The 19,954-nt window shown below is 42.9% G+C and carries 16 protein-coding genes and 1 pseudogene; 11 read left to right on the forward strand and 6 right to left on the reverse strand.

The genetic code is table 11. The annotated features are described in order from the left end of the window. Positions 1-26: 26 nt before the first annotated feature. The 4 genes from H2R00_RS05030 to H2R00_RS05045 all read left to right on the forward strand — a co-directional run bounded on the left by H2R00_RS05030 (position 27) and on the right by H2R00_RS05045 (position 3,738). Positions 27-812, forward strand: coding sequence for an enoyl-CoA hydratase-related protein (locus H2R00_RS05030; protein ID WP_154995050.1), 786 nt, complete (start codon positions 27-29; stop codon positions 810-812). Between the two features lie 15 nt (positions 813-827). Further along, positions 828-1,889 carry an enoyl-CoA hydratase/isomerase family protein gene (locus H2R00_RS05035; protein ID WP_182070597.1) on the forward strand — a complete coding sequence of 354 codons (1,062 nt, stop codon included), beginning with the start codon at positions 828-830 and terminating at the stop codon, positions 1,887-1,889. Positions 1,890-2,003: 114 nt separating this feature from the next. Next, positions 2,004-2,411 carry a hypothetical protein gene (locus H2R00_RS05040; RefSeq protein ID WP_244958283.1) on the forward strand — a complete coding sequence of 136 codons (408 nt, stop codon included), beginning with the start codon at positions 2,004-2,006 and terminating at the stop codon, positions 2,409-2,411. 226 nt (positions 2,412-2,637) lie between these two features. Next, positions 2,638-3,738, forward strand: coding sequence for an MBL fold metallo-hydrolase (locus H2R00_RS05045; RefSeq protein ID WP_182071023.1), 1,101 nt, complete (start codon positions 2,638-2,640; stop codon positions 3,736-3,738). 358 nt (positions 3,739-4,096) lie between these two features. Here the strand turns inward: H2R00_RS05045 and H2R00_RS05050 are convergent, their stop codons facing one another. Beyond that, entirely contained in the window at positions 4,097-4,894 is a 798-nt protein-coding gene (locus tag H2R00_RS05050; RefSeq protein ID WP_182070598.1) for a hypothetical protein, read from the reverse strand. 562 nt (positions 4,895-5,456) lie between these two features. Here H2R00_RS05050 and H2R00_RS05055 point away from each other — a divergent pair. The 6 genes and pseudogenes from H2R00_RS05055 to H2R00_RS05080 all read left to right on the forward strand — a co-directional run. Then, positions 5,457-5,816 (forward strand): annotated as a pseudogene (locus H2R00_RS05055) (zinc-binding dehydrogenase); the annotation flags it as partial. Positions 5,817-6,372: 556 nt separating this feature from the next. Further along, the gene (gene brnQ / locus H2R00_RS05060; protein ID WP_182071024.1) at positions 6,373-7,719 is read left to right on the forward strand and encodes a branched-chain amino acid transport system II carrier protein; all 1,347 of its coding nucleotides are present in this window, start codon (positions 6,373-6,375) and stop codon (positions 7,717-7,719) included. A gap of 176 nt (positions 7,720-7,895) precedes the next feature. Continuing rightward, entirely contained in the window at positions 7,896-9,302 is a 1,407-nt protein-coding gene (locus H2R00_RS05065) for a right-handed parallel beta-helix repeat-containing protein (protein ID WP_154995060.1), read from the forward strand. Between the two features lie 293 nt (positions 9,303-9,595). Beyond that, complete coding sequence (locus H2R00_RS05070; protein ID WP_182070599.1) at positions 9,596-10,774, forward strand: MFS transporter; 1,179 nt, start codon at positions 9,596-9,598, stop codon at positions 10,772-10,774. Between the two features lie 19 nt (positions 10,775-10,793). Next, the gene (locus H2R00_RS05075; protein WP_182070600.1) at positions 10,794-11,351 is read left to right on the forward strand and encodes a TetR/AcrR family transcriptional regulator; all 558 of its coding nucleotides are present in this window, start codon (positions 10,794-10,796) and stop codon (positions 11,349-11,351) included. A gap of 505 nt (positions 11,352-11,856) precedes the next feature. After that, entirely contained in the window at positions 11,857-13,002 is a 1,146-nt protein-coding gene (locus H2R00_RS05080) for an alpha/beta hydrolase (RefSeq protein ID WP_182070601.1), read from the forward strand. A gap of 423 nt (positions 13,003-13,425) precedes the next feature. On the opposite strand, the gene H2R00_RS05085 is transcribed toward H2R00_RS05080, so the two are convergent. The 4 genes from H2R00_RS05085 to H2R00_RS05100 form a co-directional block, all read right to left on the reverse strand. After that, a complete protein-coding gene (locus tag H2R00_RS05085; RefSeq protein ID WP_182070602.1) occupies positions 13,426-13,932 on the reverse strand; it encodes a GNAT family N-acetyltransferase in 507 nt (168 codons plus the stop codon). A 26-nt stretch (positions 13,933-13,958) separates the two neighbouring features. Further along, the gene (locus H2R00_RS05090) at positions 13,959-14,216 is read right to left on the reverse strand and encodes a YnfE family protein (RefSeq protein ID WP_154995070.1); all 258 of its coding nucleotides are present in this window, start codon (positions 14,214-14,216) and stop codon (positions 13,959-13,961) included. Positions 14,217-14,314: 98 nt separating this feature from the next. Beyond that, positions 14,315-15,859 carry a cellulase family glycosylhydrolase gene (locus tag H2R00_RS05095; RefSeq protein WP_154995183.1) on the reverse strand — a complete coding sequence of 515 codons (1,545 nt, stop codon included), beginning with the start codon at positions 15,857-15,859 and terminating at the stop codon, positions 14,315-14,317. A 428-nt stretch (positions 15,860-16,287) separates the two neighbouring features. Next, on the reverse strand, positions 16,288-16,659 hold the full coding sequence (locus tag H2R00_RS05100) for a DUF1360 domain-containing protein (RefSeq protein ID WP_154995072.1): 372 nt from the start codon (positions 16,657-16,659) through the stop codon (positions 16,288-16,290). Positions 16,660-16,824: 165 nt separating this feature from the next. On the opposite strand from H2R00_RS05100, the gene ric reads away from it, so the two are divergent. Then, the gene (gene ric, locus H2R00_RS05105) at positions 16,825-17,538 is read left to right on the forward strand and encodes an iron-sulfur cluster repair di-iron protein (protein ID WP_182070603.1); all 714 of its coding nucleotides are present in this window, start codon (positions 16,825-16,827) and stop codon (positions 17,536-17,538) included. Between the two features lie 44 nt (positions 17,539-17,582). Here ric and H2R00_RS05110 read toward each other — a convergent pair whose 3' ends face one another. Next, the gene (locus tag H2R00_RS05110) at positions 17,583-19,937 is read right to left on the reverse strand and encodes a nitric-oxide reductase large subunit (protein ID WP_182070604.1); all 2,355 of its coding nucleotides are present in this window, start codon (positions 19,935-19,937) and stop codon (positions 17,583-17,585) included. Between the last annotated feature and the right edge of the window lie 17 nt (positions 19,938-19,954).

Raw genomic sequence — 19,954 nt, forward strand, 5'->3', positions numbered from 1 at the left:
TTTATTTAAACAGGGAGGGATCAATATTGAACTTGAAATATGCCACACTTAAAACAGAACATGGCATCACAACCGTCACGTTGAACAATCCGCCGGCAAATACACTCTCTTCTTCCTGTATCACCGAATTGCGTTCTCTTTTTCGGGAATTGGCCCGTGACGAGGAGACAAAAGCGATCATTATCACAGGAGAAGGCCGCTTTTTTGTGGCGGGAGCGGATATAAAAGAATTCGTTTCAAAACTTGGGGACCAAAAACAAGGATTGGCGCTCGCACAAGGGGGCCAGGCGCTCTGCGATGAAATCGAAGCTTCCAAAAAACCCGTCATTGCGGCGATAAACGGACCGGCTCTTGGCGGAGGCCTGGAACTCGCGATGAGCTGCCACTTCAGAATCGTATCAGACGATGCAACAGTCGGTCTTCCCGAATTAAAGCTCGGCTTGATTCCAGCGTTTGGTGGTACACAGCGGCTTCGCAACATAACGGACACAGCTACAGCACTCGACCTTATCCTGACGGGCCGATCGCTTTCAGCTCAAGAGGCGGTAGAGCTGAAAATTGCACAGATGGCCGTAAAGGGAGAGGAACTGATGAAGACGGCAGCACGTGTCGCTTTGTCCTTTATCGAAGGAAAAAGCATGACCAGCGTGAGGCGCGCCGTCGAATGTGTCGTACAGGGTGCCAGCGAAAGCATGGAACAAGCACTGGAGAGGGAGCGAAACAGATTCGCCGAGCTGTTTGTCACTTCAGATGCCAAAGAAGGAATTCACGCATTTGTCGAAAAGCGCAAACCAGACTTTCATCATTCATAAAAGGAGTGGATCAAGATGTCCGATGACGTGCTGTTTTCCGTCAATCAAAACGGCGCCGCAGCGATTGTTCTGAATCGCCCGAAAGCGCTCAACTCACTCACATACGACATGGTCCGTCTGATTGGTGAAAAGTTAAACGAGTGGGAGACAGATCAAAACGTTTCTATCGTGGTCATCAAAGGTGCAGGACCAAAAGGACTATGTGCCGGAGGGGATATTAAGGCACTCTATGAAGCTCGTTCGTCAAAACAGGCCCTGCAAGATGCCGAGCGCTTTTTTGAAACAGAGTACGAAGTCGATATGGCAGTCCATCGATTTTCGAAACCGATCATCGCCTGCTTGGACGGGATCGTCATGGGGGGAGGCGTCGGCCTGACATACGGGGCCAGCCACCGAATCGTCACGGAGAGGACAAAATGGGCGATGCCTGAAATGAATATCGGATTCTTTCCGGATGTCGGCGCAGCCTATTTTTTAAACAAAGCCCCGGGCCGCTTAGGGCGGTATCTTGGATTAACAGCGTCTGTCATCCATGCAGCCGACGTGCTGTATATCAATGGGGCAGACGCCTACATGGAGAGCGGCGCTTTAGAACGATTACTTCAAGCAGTGGAACAAACCGATTGGCGCCTTGCAAGCGTTGAAGAAAAGCTCGATCAGCTGATCCGCGAATCGAAAACGGAGCCCTCCCAGGAGAGCACGCTCGCCCGTGATCAGCAAGCAATTGACCGTCATTTTAAGTATGATAAGCTGGAAGAGATCCTTCAATCGCTCGAAAGCGAGGGAAGCACCTTTAGCTCGAATGTGAAAAAAACGATGCTTTCCAAATCACCATTTTCATTAAAAATCACATTGAAACAGCTGGCGGACGGACGTCAAAAAACACTGGAAGAATGCTTTGCCACGGATCTGGTGCTGGCAAAGAACTTTTTGAAGCACAATGATTTCTTCGAAGGCGTCAGGTCCGTCCTGATCGACCGTGATCAATCACCGAACTATAAGTACCGGCACGTTTCAGATGTAACCGATGAAGCGGTGGACCGGTTTTTCCACCCCTCTGAATCTGTCCGGTTTTAAAAGCGGGAGCTGACCATTAATGTCAGCTCTTTTTTTGTAAGCTCTTATGGAAGAGGTATATATTTCTATCTGGAGAATATGTATACTAACAATATTTGGTTGGAGGCTGACAATATGAAGATCGGGAAATTAAGCAAGTATTTCTTGTCACTTGCCATTGCCCTCGCGACGATTCTGTCCTTTCATGCCATCTCTGTAAATGCTGCATCAGTTGGTACCATTAAACCAAGCGAATGCTCAACTCACATCCTCACCGTATACGACGAAACTGTCGGCATTGACGGTTCCGGCCGTGCACATTTCTATTGCGGCAGTATAAATGGAGGTCCTCAAATTGAATTTTCGAACGACGATTTAGAGGTTGCGGTCGATGATCCCTTTATTCTTCATGCATTTGCTAATCCGATCTTGAACTCGGTAGACTATAAAGGACGCCAAAAGGGAGATGCGGAGGTAACGATTTATTGGAAAAACAAGCCGGAGGGCACCAAATACACATTTTTATTGGTGCAAATCAAATAATTGCTGCATTCCGCATGTAGTGAGTACATGATCGCCCATGAAAAAGAACTCTCCAAATTCGGAGGGTTCTTTACATTTTTATTCATTGTTTGGTTGCGCGTGGTGTCCAACTACGATGGCAATAATCATATCCAGCAGCGTTACACTGGCGATGATGCAGGTATAATCGGTAGAATAAGAGGAAGCAAGAGATCATCCTAAAAAGGAAGGAACAATGAAAAAAATCATGATGTTTTTATTCATTTTTATCATCGTATTATGTGCGGCTGTTTTGTTATTCATCAATTTACACCCCGTGTTTGGGGGCAATCCAAGCAAAGAACAAAAAAAGCTGTATCAAAGCTTTGACAATTATGCCGATGGCAAATTTGTCAACCAAGCTCCGGCAAAGATGGATATGGGCGGAATCTCCGGGGTTCTCTCGATGATGAGAGACGCTGTTTCCGGCGGCAAGGAGCGCAATCCTTCCGGTCAAATCCCTGTTTCTGAGATTGATTGGAACATCGTTAAAAGTAACGAAGACAGCTTAACATGGTTTGGACATTCCGCTTTTTTATTGAGCATCGATCGCAAAAAAATACTCGTAGACCCTATGCTGGGCCTAATTGCTTCACCCGTATCATTTATCGGAAGCAGACGCTACAGCGAAGACATCCTGCATATGGTAAACGATATGCCGCCGATTGACGCCGTCTTGATTACACATGATCATTACGATCACTTAGATTATCCATCCATCTTAAAGCTGAAGGAAAAGGCCGGTCATTTCTTCGTTCCTTACGGAGTCAGCACACACTTGATTCGGTGGGGAGTTGAGAAAGAAAAAATCACGGAACTCAATTGGTGGGATGAAACGGGGTTTCAAGGTTTGACAATAGCCTTGACACCGTCGAAACACTTTTCCGGAAGAGGCATGTTGAATCGAAATACGACCCTGTGGGGCGGCTGGGTCATCCTCGGAAAACATACGCGTTTTTATACGAGCGGTGACGGGGGATATGATGAACACTTTAAGGAAATCGGCAAAAAATACGGCCCTTTCGATATGACATTAATGGAGGGAGGTCAGTATGACAGACGCTGGTCCGAGATTCATATGACACCTGAACAATCTGTACAGGCCCACAAAGATGTAAAAGGAAGGAATATGATGTTGATTCATTGGGGGGCCTTTACCCTCGCATACCACGGCTGGAAAGAGCCGATTGAACGCGCATTGAAAGAGGCCGAGAAAAAAGACGCCAACATGATCGCTCCAGCGATTGGCGAAACGGTTCTGTTAAATGGACAATACTCGCTTCCCGAGTCCTTTTGGTGGGATATGTAAGCAGGTCGTTTATCCGTCTATAAGGCATTCTCTTTGCAAATCTAAAAAAAGCCGTTTCCAAAGCAGACTGGTGACGGCTTTTTCTCTGTTTTATTTGACTGCAAATTTTTTAGTCTGCATCCCTTTAATCAATGACTGAATTTTTTTGAAAGAAACTTGATTATGTTAAATATCCAATAGGCAATTGCCCCTGTTACGATGCCATATAATACACTCACTACAAGGATTGCTGTTATAACACTTACATACCCCATAGCTGTTTGTTCTGGTATTACAGCTATATTCCACAAGTGAACTAGAGCAAGCAATCCTGTGATTATACTACTCACCCAAACAAAAATCTTAGACTTGAACAAAACTATTTCACCCTCCCGCTTCTTTCAACTTTTCCTTTGTTATTACAAGTGATTGTGTTTGTGATATGCCATTCCTGTATAATAATATCAAAGCCCTTGAATGCGAATCCTGTAAAAAAATTTCCTTCGGCATAGGCTTGCGCTTTATTGCCTGGAACACTTCTGGTTCCTTTTTTCCAGTTCTCAACTCTCCACAACGATGTTGTCCCTCGTTTATAATATGCAGAAGTCTGATGTGCTCTTGGAGATTTGCCGCCATACGTGAAATATGCGGCATTATGAACCTTAAACAATTCTATTCCAAACATGTTTTTTGCTCTGTAAACTAGCTTATGTTCTTTTGTCCTCGCCTTGACCTGAAACTTGTTTTCATCAATTGGGGTTTCGCTCACTGAAGTAATAAAATAGGTTGGAGAATCAGTAAGGACAAGTTTTATGCCATTTCCTAAATCTTGCTCACTGAAGTTTCCCTCATCAATATTACTCTGTATGTAGTTGTCAATATCTATTGTATCACCGGAGGTTGCATTAGGGAGCACAGTTTTTTCTTTTTTATAAAAATTTATCAAGTGTTCTTCGTTAACCGGATTATCTTTGAAGTATTGAGTGGAAAATTCATCTGCTTCATCATCGTTTTTAGGAGATAGTTTTTTCATAGATTGTATGAATTCTTCTTGAGTTTTCAATATTACTTCCTTTGCCACAACATATTTGTCTTTCCCCTCTACTGCTGATGCGTAAGGAATCATTGAAAAAATCAGCACGACACCTAAGAACATAGCAACACACTTTTTAAACACAAAACCACTCCTTTGTTTTATGAATCATTACCATGATAACACTTGCAAATTCAAAATCAAGGGTTAATTTACAAAATATTACATTCGAGACCGACATCTATAACCTGTTTTGAGCTTCAACAAATTCATGCTAAAAAAATGATTTCAAAGGGTCTTGCATCACGTTTTTGGTCTGTTCGGATTAATGCCTGTCAAAGACAACAGGCAGGGGCGAAACCCCACATAGCGTCTCTTACTCTCTTACATTAGAAATCAAAAAAACGTCTTAGGACGGCAGGGACGGCGGTTTGGCAGGTAAAATAGTAAGAACAAGCCGGATAGTCTAATACCTCGTTTTGGGTCTGTCCGGCTTGGCGGCATGCCTACACCTGCCAAAACCTTGTCGGTCGGGTAGCTTTATTTTCAATGTATTTACATTCATCTTTCTATTTTCGTGAGGATTGGTGTCTCCAAGAAACCATTATTAGAAAACGAGAATTTGAAGAAGGTGACTTCCTAGTGGTCAAAGAAGATTTCGTTGTCCGCATTCCGGATAACCTAAACTTGGAATAAAAAGGAAAAACCTTCCGTATTCACTGAACTGGCCGGCCGTTTTGACCTCATTTTAAACACGGTGTCCGCCAATCTGGACGTTGATGCATATTTATCGCTTCTTCGTGTAGATGGAACACTTGTTAACGTCGGCGCACCGGCAGAACGGGATCAGTACAGTGTGTTTTCCTTAATCATGGGCCGCCGCAGCATTGCAGGTTCACTTGTCGGCGGCATACGGGAGACACAAGAGATGCTTGATTTCGCTGCTGAACACAGCATAGCTCCGCAAATTGAGGTCATCGGAGCTGACCAAGTAGATGAAGCGTATGAGCGCGTCCTCACAAGTGATGTGCGTTATCGATTCGTGATTGATATCTCTACTTTGTAAATCATATTTAACCCAAAAAAGGCCAGTCATTTTATTTGACTGGCCTTTTTTCTTAGCTTTTGCCACGCATGACCCGGCAATTTCAGCCGAGCGGATGGACAAACAGCTTCATTCTATATGCCTCCTTGTTCAATAAAGAGCAGAGCACCGAACGGGGAAGCAGCATATGCGACAAAGGAGCGAGGCCGAGGCGTCCTGCCATCAATTAGATTTCCTTACCGCTCTCATAATGACATATACGATGCCGAATACTATTAATACCGAAATGATTGCAGGTCCTAATGGCATTTCACAACCTCCCAAATGTGAATTTCCTTTCCGTTATTATTTTTACATGTTATAACAAACTTGTAAATCAATTTCAAAGAAAGAGCATGCCGTAATTGTTATACAGACTTAACCTTTGACAATACGAGCAACAGCTACTATAGTAGGATAGTACTTTTATTTAATATTTACTGATAATTCAGGACATTTATTTTGAAAATTTTTATTGTACTACACTGCTGACTACTAAAAACGCACCAATAGCTTAACCCGAATCGGAGGACTCATGATGGCAAAAAAAATTCCTTTTTCATTTATCCTAATCATAGGATTAATGCTGTTTGCATTATTTTTCGGTGCAGGAAATCTAATTTTCCCGCCTATGCTTGGTCAGATGGCCGGAGAGAATGTATGGACAGCCAATGCAGGATTCTTAGTGACCGGAGTCGGATTGCCATTACTCGCCATTACGGCATTCGTTTTTTCAGGAAAAAATGATTTGCAGTCTCTGGCCAGTCGTGTGCATCCGTTGTTCGGGATTGTATTTACGACGGTTCTCTATTTAGCAATCGGCCCTTTTTTCGCGATTCCCAGATCCGGTAATGTGTCGTTTGAAATAGGGGTTAAACCTTTTTTATCAAATGATGCGGGCCCTGTTGCCTTAATCATATTTACCGTATTATTTTTCACAGTGGCATGCTTGCTGTCCCTGAATCCAACCAAAATTATCGATGTAATCGGAAAATTTCTAACTCCTATTAAATTAACATTTATCGGATTGCTCGTTGTTACGGCTATTCTTCACCCAATCGGAAGCTTTCAAGCTCCGTCTGAAGGATATGCATCACACGTATTTTTTAAAGGGTTTAAAGAAGGTTACTTTACACTTGATGCCCTTGTCGCTTTTGTATTTGGAATCATCATTGTGAACGCCATGAAAGAGAAGGGAGCGGTCTCCAAAAAACAGCTCATGATCGTTTGTGCAAAATCAACGGCGATTGCAGCGGCACTCTTGGCTCTGATCTATTCAGCGCTTTCATATATGGGGGCTTCCAGCGTTGAAAAACTCGGTCTTTTAGAAAATGGAGCCGAGGTTTTGGCAAAGGTTTCATCCTATTATTTCGGACCATATGGTTCCGTTTTTTTGGGCTTAATGATTACGGTAGCATGTCTGACAACAAGTGTGGGACTCATCACAGCATGCTCTTCATTTTTCCACGGCTTGTTTCCAAACATCGCCTATAAAAAAATTGCTGTCATCTTATCAATGTTCAGCACCCTTGTAGCAAATATAGGATTAACACAGCTGATTAACGTTTCAATGCCGGTTTTAACAACTTTGTATCCCATTGCGATTTCTTTAATATTCTTAACATTTTTACATCCCATATTTAAGGGGAAGAGGGAAGTGTATCAAGGCAGTCTGATATTGACCTTTATCATCAGCCTGTTTGACGGCCTGAATGCTGCCGGACTAAAAATTGCAGCTATTAATCATTTTTTCAATCAGTTTCTCCCGATGTATGACATCGGATTAGGATGGGTGCTTCCGGCGATTTTAGGAGGAATAGGCGGCTATCTCATTCATAGACTGCGGACGAAAAATCATACAAGCTACGCGGAAAAGCTGAATTAACTTATAAACATGGAGGCAACCCTGGATGATAGGGTTGCCTTTTTCTTTTCACGGACGATTTTCATTTAAAAATTCCTGGCCGGCTAAATGCTTTCGAATATTTGCGATGGTTTTCCATAAATGGATATTCTATAATTGAGTTAGTTATCCATTTTCAATAGAAAAGAGTGCTGAGTATGAGAATATGGTATTTTATTTTATCAGCGTGTATTTTGGTTTCTATTATCATCGCTTTTAATTACGATAAGACCGGAGCAAAAGAAGCAGAACCGGCTAACAGCTTGTATGTTTCCCCAAATGGAAATGATCAAAATGAAGGAACGAAAGAAAAACCGTTTCGAACTCTGAAACAGGCAGCAAAAAAGGCTGTCCCCGGCACAACTGTCATGATTCGGGAAGGTACGTATCATGAAACGCTTGATGTAAAAGAGAGCGGGTCGGCTGAAAAGCCTATCACCTTTCAAAACTATGAGAATGAAAAAGTCGTCATCAGCGGAGAATCTGTTAAGGACGCGGAATATGAAACACCGCTCATTCATATTCACAATCAACAGTACATCACAATCAGCGGACTGACGATTCAAGACCTTTCCGTTTCATCGGAAGAAGCAACCGCCATGGGAATTTATGTTTCAGGCTCCAGCAGCCATATTACCATTAAGAACAATCACGTCCGGGATATAAAAACAACAGCGGATGATGGCAATGCCCACGGGATTGCCGTCTATGGCTCCGGCAGCATGAAAGACATTAAGATCGAGGACAATACGGTTGAAAAACTGACACTCGGAGCGAGTGAAGCGGTTGTGCTGAACGGCAACATTGACGGTTTCACGATCAGAGGCAATGTGGTTCGCGACAATAACAACATTGGAATTGATCTGATCGGTTATGAAGGAACGGCCGCTCAAAACGATTTTGTCCGCAACGGGACCGTAGAAAACAACACGGTTTACAATAACTCCACTTACGGAAATCCTGCCTATGGAGATGACTACTCTGCGGGCGGAATATATGTTGATGGAGGCCGAAGTATTGATATTAAGAAAAACACAGTCTACGGCAACGATATCGGGATTGAAGCAACGTCTGAACATAAAGGGAAATATGCTGATGATATTCAAATAACCGACAACACGGTTTATGAGAATGCGTACACGGGCATTTCTATCGGCGGATACGACCAAAAGCGGGGAGGCACCAGCCATTCTGTTATTGCGCACAATATTATTTACCGCAATGATACAAAGGGGCTGGATGGCGGACAGCTTTTGCTCCAGTATGATACAAAAAACAATACAATCGAAAAGAACATCATAACGGCAAGCGATTCGCGAATCTTTATCGCAAACGATTTTACGAAAAATGAAGGAAACAAAGTGAATCATAACGTTTACCACAAGGAAGCCGGAAAAGACGGCTTATGGATTTGGAAAAAGAATGAATACGACTCGTTTTCGTCGTATCAAAACGCAACAAATCAAGATCATGAGTCGATTTATGCCGATCCGATGTATCGCGACGAGAAGTCTTATGACTTTACATTAGATCCGGATTCACCGGCTTGGCCGGTCATTAAATAAATCCATTTGAAAACAGGCTTAATTTACAAAGCGTAGGGAAGTTTCCGGTCGCTTAAGCACTAAATGCCTGCCCGCACCTCAAAGCTACTCTCACAGAGTAGCTTTTTTATTGGAAGATCCCCTTTGAATGATTCAACTTCTATCTGTCAATAGTCAGTTTAATCAAGTGTTATTTTTTCAATTCCGCTTATTAATAGCTTTAATTCTATAAAATTATGTTTACAAACTGACCATGGTCAGTTAAAGTGAATGCGTGAGAAGAAAAATAAAAACAGTGAGTGAGAGGTAGCCAAATGGAATTAAATGTAGAAAAAATACATACTGCAAAAATGTGGTCATTGTCATTTGTTTTTGTGACGTTTGCAAATGCTTTCTTGTTTATGATATTTGAAATGTTATTGCCGACTTTGCCTTTGTTTGTGACGGCTATTGGAGGAGGGGCAAAACAAGTCGGGTATGTTACAGGTATTTTTATGATCTCTGCAATTGCTGTTCGTCCTTTTGCAGGGGCATTGGCTTTACGGTTCAATAAAAAATATTTGCTCATTTTTGGACTTGTGATCAGCGCTTTCTCAACAGGCGCATATTACCTGGCGTCTGATGTCACCGCTTTATTACTGATTCGCTTAATACATGGCGCCGGGTTTGGATTAGCGACGACCTATTTTGCGACAATAGCAGCCGAAATTATTCCTAAAGACCGCAGGGGTGAAGGAATTGGATATTTTGGAGTAGGTGAGACAATTGCTGTTTCCGTCGGACCGATGATCGGTATCGCAACTCTGGAGCTTTATGATTTTCAAAGGCTTTTTTTAGGCGGGATGTCCGTTCTTTTACTGGCGGCACTTATGGCTGTTTTCGTGCGCAGACAGCCGGAAACAACAGGCACTGGCGGAAAGGGAACTGTAAAGTTAAAAGTATTGGAAAAACGTGTGCTGTTTCCGTCAATTCTTATTTTATTCGTTGGTATTGCTGCATCTGGAATTATGTCTTTCTTTTCGCTCTATGCAATTGAAAAGGGGTTTCATAGTGTCGGGATGTTTTTCTTTTTGATTGCAGGAGCCAGTTTTTTTATACGGCTTATTTCCGGCAGGGTATTTGACCGATACGGAGCTGCCGCCATCCTTATTCCCGCCTCGCTGTTTTCAATAGCAGGGCTGTCAATATTATATTTCGCACAAACAAATGCAATGTTTTTTATAGCGGCTATATGCTACGGTTTTGGTTTCGGCTCAATATTTCCTGCCATCCAAACATGGTGTATAAATCTTGTGGAAGAGCATGAACATGAGGATGCAATGGGAACGTTCTTTAACTTTTTCGATATGGGAATTGGCGGAGGCTCCTTATTATTAGGTTTGGTTGCGACGGTTTATTCCTATCGGGAGATCTATATTGCCGCCATTTTCATGTACCTGCTGTTTGTTTTATTATATATTTTATATATCTGTTTGAAGAGAAAAACAGCCTGAAAATGGGGAGGACAGTATATTGACCAGAGAGAATATAAAGCGTACTGCGGTTCGCCAATTTAATGAATTTGGCTTTGAGGGAGTCAAAATGTCGCATATTGCAAAAGAATTGGGAATCAGAAAACAATCTCTCGCTTATCATTTTTCGTCAAAAAAGGAGATGCTGATGGAAATATACCCCGAGATTGTAGAAGAAGAAATTTCATTTATCAACGAATTCTTCGATTCAAGAAAACATACGCCTGCAAAGAGTCAAATATATGAATTTTTAAAAGAAACCCAAGTCCGTTTTCATGCATTGCCAAATGTAGCTTTTTTGCAGGCAATGTCCTTTAAGGCGCCTGCTGAAGTAAGCGATTTTATTTCAGCCCAATACCTTTTATATCTGCATACTTTAAAAGAACGGGTAGCGAATGTTTTTAAGGAATCGGATGTGAACTGTCCGCCGGAGAAATGCGCGATAGGATTTATTACGCTTTATGACGGGCTTAACATTCAACTGGTGTACGAAAACAAACAATCATTTGAACGGTCTTTAGAGATTTCATTTGATATTTTTTGGCGCGGACTGTTGTAGGTGCATCTGATTTAATTTAGAGAGTTGGAATCCATAGTTGAAAGGCAGATGTGTATTGCGATTTCACAACAGCCGTAGAGAAATATATAGCTTTTATTTTATAATAAGATTGCAGATGCTTCCGCAGCTGCAAGGAAATTCACAAAGGCCGACAAGCTTTAAACTTTTATATATAATGGTTTTTCTACTATATATTATAAAATAAGAGGGGGAGGCCGCTTGTCTGGAGTTATTTTTGGAATAGTATGCTTCTTTCTTGTGTTTTATTTGCTAAACTATATCGGTCAAAAGTTAATATCTAGAAAATCACCTGTGAATCATAAGATTATCATTTCGATTTCATTTGTAGAAGCTCTCATTTCACTAACTTTAGTCTATTACCGTCCCCCATTTTTATAATAACCAATTAATTTTAAGTTGCCTCCATTAAGAAGTCTCTATGTCTAATTGTGGCTTTTATGTATTTCACATTCGCCACTTTTATTAATTAAGGGGGAACAAGAAAATGAAAACTTATGACGCATTTCCAGAACCAATTGGCGGCTATACTGTCGGTCGAACCCAGATGGATTTTGAGTACACGGCATCAGATCACTCAAAAAGAGAACTGACGGCGTTTGTGTACTATCCGTCCGACAGTAGCGAAGGTAAGACTACATCAACGTACATGTTTCCTGAAGTCTACGAGATGTTTAATGAGCAGCCACTTGTCACTGCGTATCTTAAAGGGATGGATGTTTTCTCTATAGATATCAAGACCCAGTGTTACGACGACCTTGCTCTCTCCGGGAAGGAAAAGCGCTATCCGGTGTTATTCTATGTTTGCGGCGGGGGCGGTTCTCCAGAATGGGGTACAGTGATCTGTACAGACTTGGCAAGCATGGGATATGTTGTGGTAAGCATCGGCCATCAGAATAGCACGATGTATAAGCGTAAAGATGGGCGCCTGTTTAATGTATCAAAGGATTTTTCGGATGTCATTATGGCGTTTTCTGAAGATCCGGAGATGCTGGCGTTGGCTGGTAAGATGGAGATGCGGCCTGACGATGAAACTGCCATTGAGATGTGCCATAACGTGCTTACACTGCCGATACTTGCCAAGTTAACAGAGTATAGTGAATTACAGGCAGAAGATGTAAGGTATGTAGCCGATTATCTTTACAAACTGGACTCTGGAGAACTGAATTCCATCTTTAAGGGCAGATTGTTGCTTGACATCGGCATGGGCATAGTCGGACATTCTTATGGAGGGCCTACGACGGCGATTGTTTGCCGGGACGACGACCGGTTCGCCTGCGGGATTGGCTTGGATAGCGGTGCGTTCGGCCTTCTCGATAGCGACCTTAAGAAACCCTTTTTGCTACTGTTTTGTGAACCTAACTATAACATGAATGCGATAATTGGCGCTAACAATAGCATGGAAACCTATTATTTCTCTGTTGATCGTGTTGCGCATTTAGATTACTGCGACATCGTGTTTACCAGTGTTAATGAGGAACTCAGAGGCGAACGGGATGCTATGGAGATGCGAAATCTTGTTACAGACTATACGAAGAACTTTTTTGATCATTACATACTGCAGAAGGCTGTAAGTGTGGAAAGTCTGGCATACGATGGCGTGGACTTGATCAAGAAGACCGGCAACAAGTGACATATGAAGATGTTAGAAATTGGCTGGATTCTAGAACAGACATTGAGATTACAAACCTATCAACAGACTTAACCAAGAAAAAGAAGCTAAAATTAGACACGCTTGGAAACAAACTTCTCATACCAAATGAATTTATACTATTGAATCTAAAACATCTTTTTTGTGAATAATTATATTATTTCAAAAAGGCACATTATTGACATGAGTGCGAGAAGAAAGTAAGTGAACATGGGCTTTTAAATTATCTTCCGAATGGATCCACATTTACCTTCTAGTACAAAAGGGGAGGCGCTTAACTTATTGCCTCTCTTTTTCAGATTTTATTCTAGTTTACATAATATATATTCTCGGAAGTTAAAGATTGAAAAGAAAATCTGTCTCAATATCAAAGTATACTCAAGTTAGTGAGACAGAATGAAAAATTCAGCAATAAACTGAATATACGGCAATTTCTTTTCCCAATTTATGTATCGTTTTTTCTAAAGTCATCCCGATTCGTTCGGCTACTTTTCTGGACGGCAGATTTTTCGCATCGGGTAAAGATACGATTTTTTTCAGATGAAATGACTCAAATCCATATTGTTTGCATGCTGATGCTGCTTCGGTTGCATAGCCGTTTTTCCAGACGCTTCGTTTAAACAAATAGCCGATTTCCATTTCATTCGATCCTTCGACTTCCTGTGGCACGATGCCGCATTGGCCTAAAAATTCGCCCGTTTGTTTATGTTCTGCAACCCACAGACCGGTTCCGTGTTTTTCATAGTTTTCAATCGTCCAGTCGATCCATTGCAATGTCTGTTTTTCATTCTTTGTCGATGGATAGTATTCCATGGCTGTCTGGTCAGAAAAGATTTCGAGCAGGTTTTCGGCGTCATTGCGCCTCATTTTTCGCAAAATAAGCCGGTCTGTCTTCATGATCATGTCTTTCATGCTCCTCCTCCCCCTTATTTTATTGATTATGGAGACGTTAATTCCCGATAAACCGTTTCTAATTCTTCCATCGTCAGATCTCCGTATGCGCATTTAATCACGGCATCTGCGAATTCATCATAGTCGTCATCTGTTGAAAAGCCTTGCTGGAGTGTTTTGGCGTAAAGCTCGATTTGTTCCTTCCGCTTTTCAATGTCTTCCTCTTTGCCTGTGTAATCCGGTCCATTGATCGTGTCATAGTTTTCTTTGACAAGCATCATGTATTGCTGCAATGTTTCATTCATACATCCATCTCCTTTCATGTTTACAAAAATATTCCTCATTCCTTCCATTATAATATATACGAAAACGGACACCAAATCCGGTGTCCGTCAAAGTGCCGTTATTTAGGTTCAGTACCCCAAATCAGCTTTCCGTTCTCATACAACGTGATTTTTTTCGTATTTTTAAACGTGTTTGAATTTAAAAATGAATAGTCGCTGCTTTGGGCATAATTGCTCCAGTCGTCATTGTGAAGACGGATCTGGATTTCACCTGTACTTGCACCCGGCGCCAATGTACCATTTTTAAACCCTGCTTCAAGATACGTGTCTGCTCCGTTTACCGCTTTTTTTAATTGGACGAATTTGTGTGTGATTTTGCTGCAGCCGATTTGAGCATAGTCACAGTCAAAATTTTGTCCTTTGTGATTCGTTTTATACCAGTAGCGGACAGTGATTCGATTTAAAGACACGGTTTTTTTGCTGTTGTTTTTAATGTTGAGCTGAGGGCGGATTTGGTTGCCGTTTACATTGTTGTCCCCCGCTCTGTATTGTACTGCTATCGTGTTGGCTGCAGCACCGCTGTCTTGACCTGGTTTATCCTGATCCTTTTTTTGGTCTTTTTGATCTGACCCTTTCGAATTCGACCCAGAGTCTCCTGACGAACCGTTTGATCCGCTGCGGATGTTTTCCCTGACGAATTTACCTGATGGGGACAAGTCGGATTGCGACCATCCTCCCTTTTTAGAGGCGCCGGGGTTTAAAGCTGCTGATGATTCTTGTTTGTCAGACAAGTTCCAGTTTACCCAGCTGATTTTTTTGCTGTCCAAATATTTCAGCCACTCCCTGGATTGGTCAAGGTAGACCCCGCCGTTTCCGGAAGCGTCGCTCGTTCCCCATTCTGTGACGAAAATCGGCGCTCCTTTGCTGAGTGCATAATCGGCTTTATCCCGCAAAGACTGACCGTGCGTACCCGCATAAAAATGGAGCGCGTACATGACATTGCCGTCTTTCAGCTGATTGTCCGCCGCATCGTTGACATCCTGGCTCCAAGTGCCTGTCCCGACAATCACAATATTTTTCGGGGAATTTTTGCGGATCACGGACAAGATTTCTTCGGCGTAAGGTTTAATGTCACGGTTCCAGTTGACATCGCCGTTCGGCTCGTTGGCAATTTCAAAAATGACGTTTGGCGTCTTGCCGTAAAGGCTCGACATTTCGTTGAAAAACTCTTTAGCTTTCGCTTTGTTTTGGTTTGGATTGCCATCGCTCAGTATGTGCCAGTCAATGATCACATAGATTCCGAGTTCTTTTGCCGCTTCGACGGCTTCCTTCACTTTGTTTTTAACCGACGGATTGTCAATATAGCCGCCTTCAGCTGTATACATGGCCGCGCGGAAAACATTGATGCCCCAGTCGTCTCTCAGCCATTTTAAGGAGTCTTTGTTGACATAATCGCCATACCACTGCAGACCGTGAGAGCTGATTCCTTTCAGTTGAACCGCTTTTCCGTTTTGATTGACGAGCTTCGTACCTTTCAAGGTGAGCTGCCCGTTTACAGCAACGGGTGTTTTAGAAGCGGCAGACGCTTTAGGTGCTATGATACCGCTGATGCCGAGTGCCGCTACCATGAAACAAGCGATGAAGACAGAAATGGAACGTTTCATATATGACATTCTTTTTCCTCCAATGATGTTATTTTCCAAAAACACTTTTTCTGACAGACATTTTTCACTCCTTTCTTGGCCTGTAGCACAACTGATTGTAAAAAAACTATTCATCGATTGTCTATCAACCATATTTCTTGTTTTTTACCGCTTTAAAAATCTATCTATTTCCTCTTTTCGAATGAAATGGAAGGTCTGAGCGCTAATGATTAAAAGCTTAAAAAGTATGACCGGGGACTTTGCACATTCTTTTTCTCTCAATTCGAAATTTTAAAAACTGAAATCACTTCAATATGACGCCTCCTCTCTGCCTAACATGCGGCAGCCGGGAAAAAATCGCTGTAAAAAGTTCATAAAACCGACACGTTCTTCTCTGCTGTTTGTGTCACTTTATTGACAAAAAAATAAAACCATCCGCTTGGAATGGTTTACTTCTTTAAATCGGAGAAAAAGCCGACAAGTTTTGTTGCGACACCGACAAACGTTTCAAGAATTGCCTGCCCCCCGGCGACCGCCAAAATCAAAATCAACGGGAATATCGTTTTTGGGACAATCAGATATCCGACAGCAATGATCAAAGCGCACCATATCCCTGCGCACCAATAGCAATTCAGCAAATAGCCGAAGTTTGATTTCGGCACTTTTTTCGTTTCTACATGCCCTTGTTCATCAATCGTCTGCTTTTTCTTCATGAACGGTTTCCGGATAAACTCCGTGATCTTATCAAAAACAATCAAATGAGTTAACCGGTAACTGGCGAGAATCAGCATCGTAAATGTAAGCCAGGATATATGCTCCATTGCGGGCCTCCAACATGAAAAGTTATCTATAGCTATTTCCCGATTTCTTCTGACTTATTGCTTTTTCTGTCATTTTTTCAGAATGTGATGTAGATCACGATTTTCCTTCGGTGAACCCGTTACATTTAACCCATAGCATAAAAAACACTTCAGGAGGTTTTACAAATGGAAGCAGTTTTTAATCAAAACACAAAAACGGGTGATATTGTTACACGTTTTCCTAGAGCCAGCCGGCTGCTGAAAGAATATCGGATCGACTTTTGCTGCGGGGGTAACCGTCCGATCGGTGAAGCGATAAAAGAGCAGAATTTAAATGAAGAAGAGATTTTAGCTAGAATCAATACATTATATCAAGAGACAAAGGCATTAAACGAAAAAGAAACGAACTGGAGTGAAGCCCCGTATTCACAGCTGATCGACCATGTGATTCATACGCACCATGCTTACCTGTATGAGGTGCTTCCTGAACTGTCAGGCTTTGTTACAAAAGTATACCGAGTTCACGGCATCCATCATCCGGAGCTCGCCCAGGTCCATCAATTGTTCCATCAGCTGAAAACAGAACTCGAACATCACCTCTTCCAGGAAGAGGAACATATTTTCCCGAAAGTGATAGCCTATGAAGAGACGCGATCAATGGACCGCATAGCGGAAGCAGTTCAGGCGATCGACATCCTTGAACAAGAGCATGAAACCGCAGGCAAGATCCTCAAGGAACTGAGAAAAGTGACCAATGACTATACCCTTCCTGAAGGGGCATGCACAACATATACACTGACTTACTTAAAGCTTGATGAATTGGAAACTGATCTTTTTCAGCACATTCACCTGGAAAACAATATTTTGTTCCCGCGGCTTGAAGCGGAAGCTAATCAATAAAACAAAAAGACAGAGGATTTTACTTCCTCTGTCTTTTTGTTTATCTATTCATCTGAAGCAATGTCTTTAACAGGCAGCGCTTCTCCTTCCTGATGCGTCGGTTTGCGAAGATGGAATAATGCTCTGATGCTGAATATCACCAAAATCACGATTCCGGCTAAAAAGATCGTATCTGGCACGGCCCTCCAAGTCAGCAGCGTTTGCACCGCATCCTGCTGTAAAAACTCAGGCGCCCTTGAGCTCCAGTACCCGTCTTCAAACGCTTTTTTCAATTGAAGAAAACCGACAGGCAGCAAATTGATAAACACCATTCCGAACAGGCCGATGTTCAGCGACCAGCAGGCTATTTTCAGCCATTTATCATTCCATGCTTCTTTTTTGGTGATATTGCGCAGCGTATACAGCCAGACGGCAATGGCAAACATGCCGTACACGCCCATCATCGCCCCGTGCCCGTGAGCAGGTGTCAAGAACTGCCCGTGCTCAAAATAGCTGACGGCAGGCAGGTTAATCAAGAAGCCCAATACCCCTGCACCGACCAGATTCCAGATCGCCGTTGAAATCAAGAACCAGAACGTTGCTTTATACGGGAAGTGATGTCCGCCGTCTTTCATCATCTTGTATTGTTCGTAAGCTTCTAATACAAGCAGGGTAAGCGGGATAACTTCCAGACATGAGAAGACGGAACCGAGGCCGATCCAGACTTCGGAAGACCCGTTGTAATAGTAATGGTGCCCAATTCCGATGACTCCGCTCCCCAGCAGGATCGTCAATTGAAAATAGAGCGTTCTGACGGTCGACTTTTTCGTCACAAGGTTCATTTGCACGAGCAAAAAGCCGATGACCACGACGGCAAAAACTTCAAAAATCCCTTCCACCCAAAGATGGATGATCCACCACCGCCAAAAATCCGACATTGTAATATTAGTGCCGGGATTAAAGAAAAAGGCTGCACCGTAAAACAGCGGAATGGCGATCGAAGAATAAAACAGCAGATGAATCAAACCGCCTTTATCAGACTCCCGCTTGAGGCCGCTCTTAATGCCTCTGAAGACGATAAACAGCCAAATCAGCATGCCGAGCGCAAGAATGACCTGCCAGAAGCGGCCAAGTTCAATATATTCCATTCCTTGGTGACCGAATAAGAACCAGTTGTTTCCTAAAAATCCTTTCGCTCCGAGCCATTCGCCGACCATGCTTCCGCCGACAAGGACGATCAGCGCCCAAAACAGAATGTCGACAAGCAGCCCCTGCCTTTTTGGCTCGCGTCCTCCGACAAGCGGCGCCGCATAAATTCCCATGCCGAGCCATGAAGTCGCAATCCAGAAGATCGCCAGCTGGAGGTGAAATCCCTTAGATATGCTGAATGGCAACAGCTCCCTGATCCAATCGATCCCAAAAAAGCTGTCCGGCTCAATATAATAGTGGGCAAGCAAAGCTCCAAACATCGCCTGAACAAAAAACAGCAGCGACACAACGGCGAAATATTTTCCGGTTTTAACCTGTGAAGCCGTTAGCGGCTGTTTATCCAGATCAAATACCGGAAACGCCCCTTCCTGGTAAGCCTCTTTCATTCCAAGCTTGTAACGGTAAAACACGAATAAAATAATACCGACAAATAAAATAAGGATGGTGACGCTTGCGCCGCTCCACCAAACGGCGGCGAATGACATCGTGTTGCCGGCATCTTCATCGTACGGCCAGTTGTTCGTGTACGTAATGTCGTCGCCCGGCCTTAATGTACTGGAGAGCCATGCCGTCCAAAAGATAAAATCGGAGATCTGCGTGATTTGGTCTTCGCTGTCAACCCACGCTCTGTCACGTTCGGGCATATGGCTTTCTTTAATTAAACCGGACTCAAGCCCCCAGCCGTCTCCTTTTGTAAAGACTTTACGGTAATGATCGCGCACTTGATGCAAACCGTAGACCTGCGCGTCTGTCAGCTTCAATGTATCTGATGCGCGATCATAACGGTTTTTTCTCATTTCGCGGATGACTTGATTCCGGATGATGGACTGCTGTTCATCTGAAAGATGTTTAAAGCGTTTGCCGTATTTTCCTTCCGCCTTAAAATCCTGCATCCCTTCCGTATAGATTTTCAGGGCTTCGGCCGTGTAATCAGGACCCATGTAAGATCCGTGCCCCAAAATCGTTCCATAGTCCATCAGCGCGTATTTTTGAAATACGGCCTGACCGCCTGAAATGGACGATTTTGTCATGAGCACCTCTCCGTTTGGCCCGGACACTTCAACAGGTCTTGGTGCAAGTCCTTTGAAGATCCAATAGCCTCCCAAAAGCAGCACCGAAAAACTTACGAGTAAAGTAAAGACGAGAACAGATTTCAAAAAACCGTTTTTTGATGCTTTTTTAACGGGCACCGTCTTTCTTTGAACTTCCATTGCGGTTCACTCCTTTT

It is taken from the genome of Bacillus haynesii (assembly GCF_014042035.1).
In the GTDB taxonomy this organism is placed as follows: Bacteria; Bacillota; Bacilli; order Bacillales; family Bacillaceae; genus Bacillus; species Bacillus haynesii.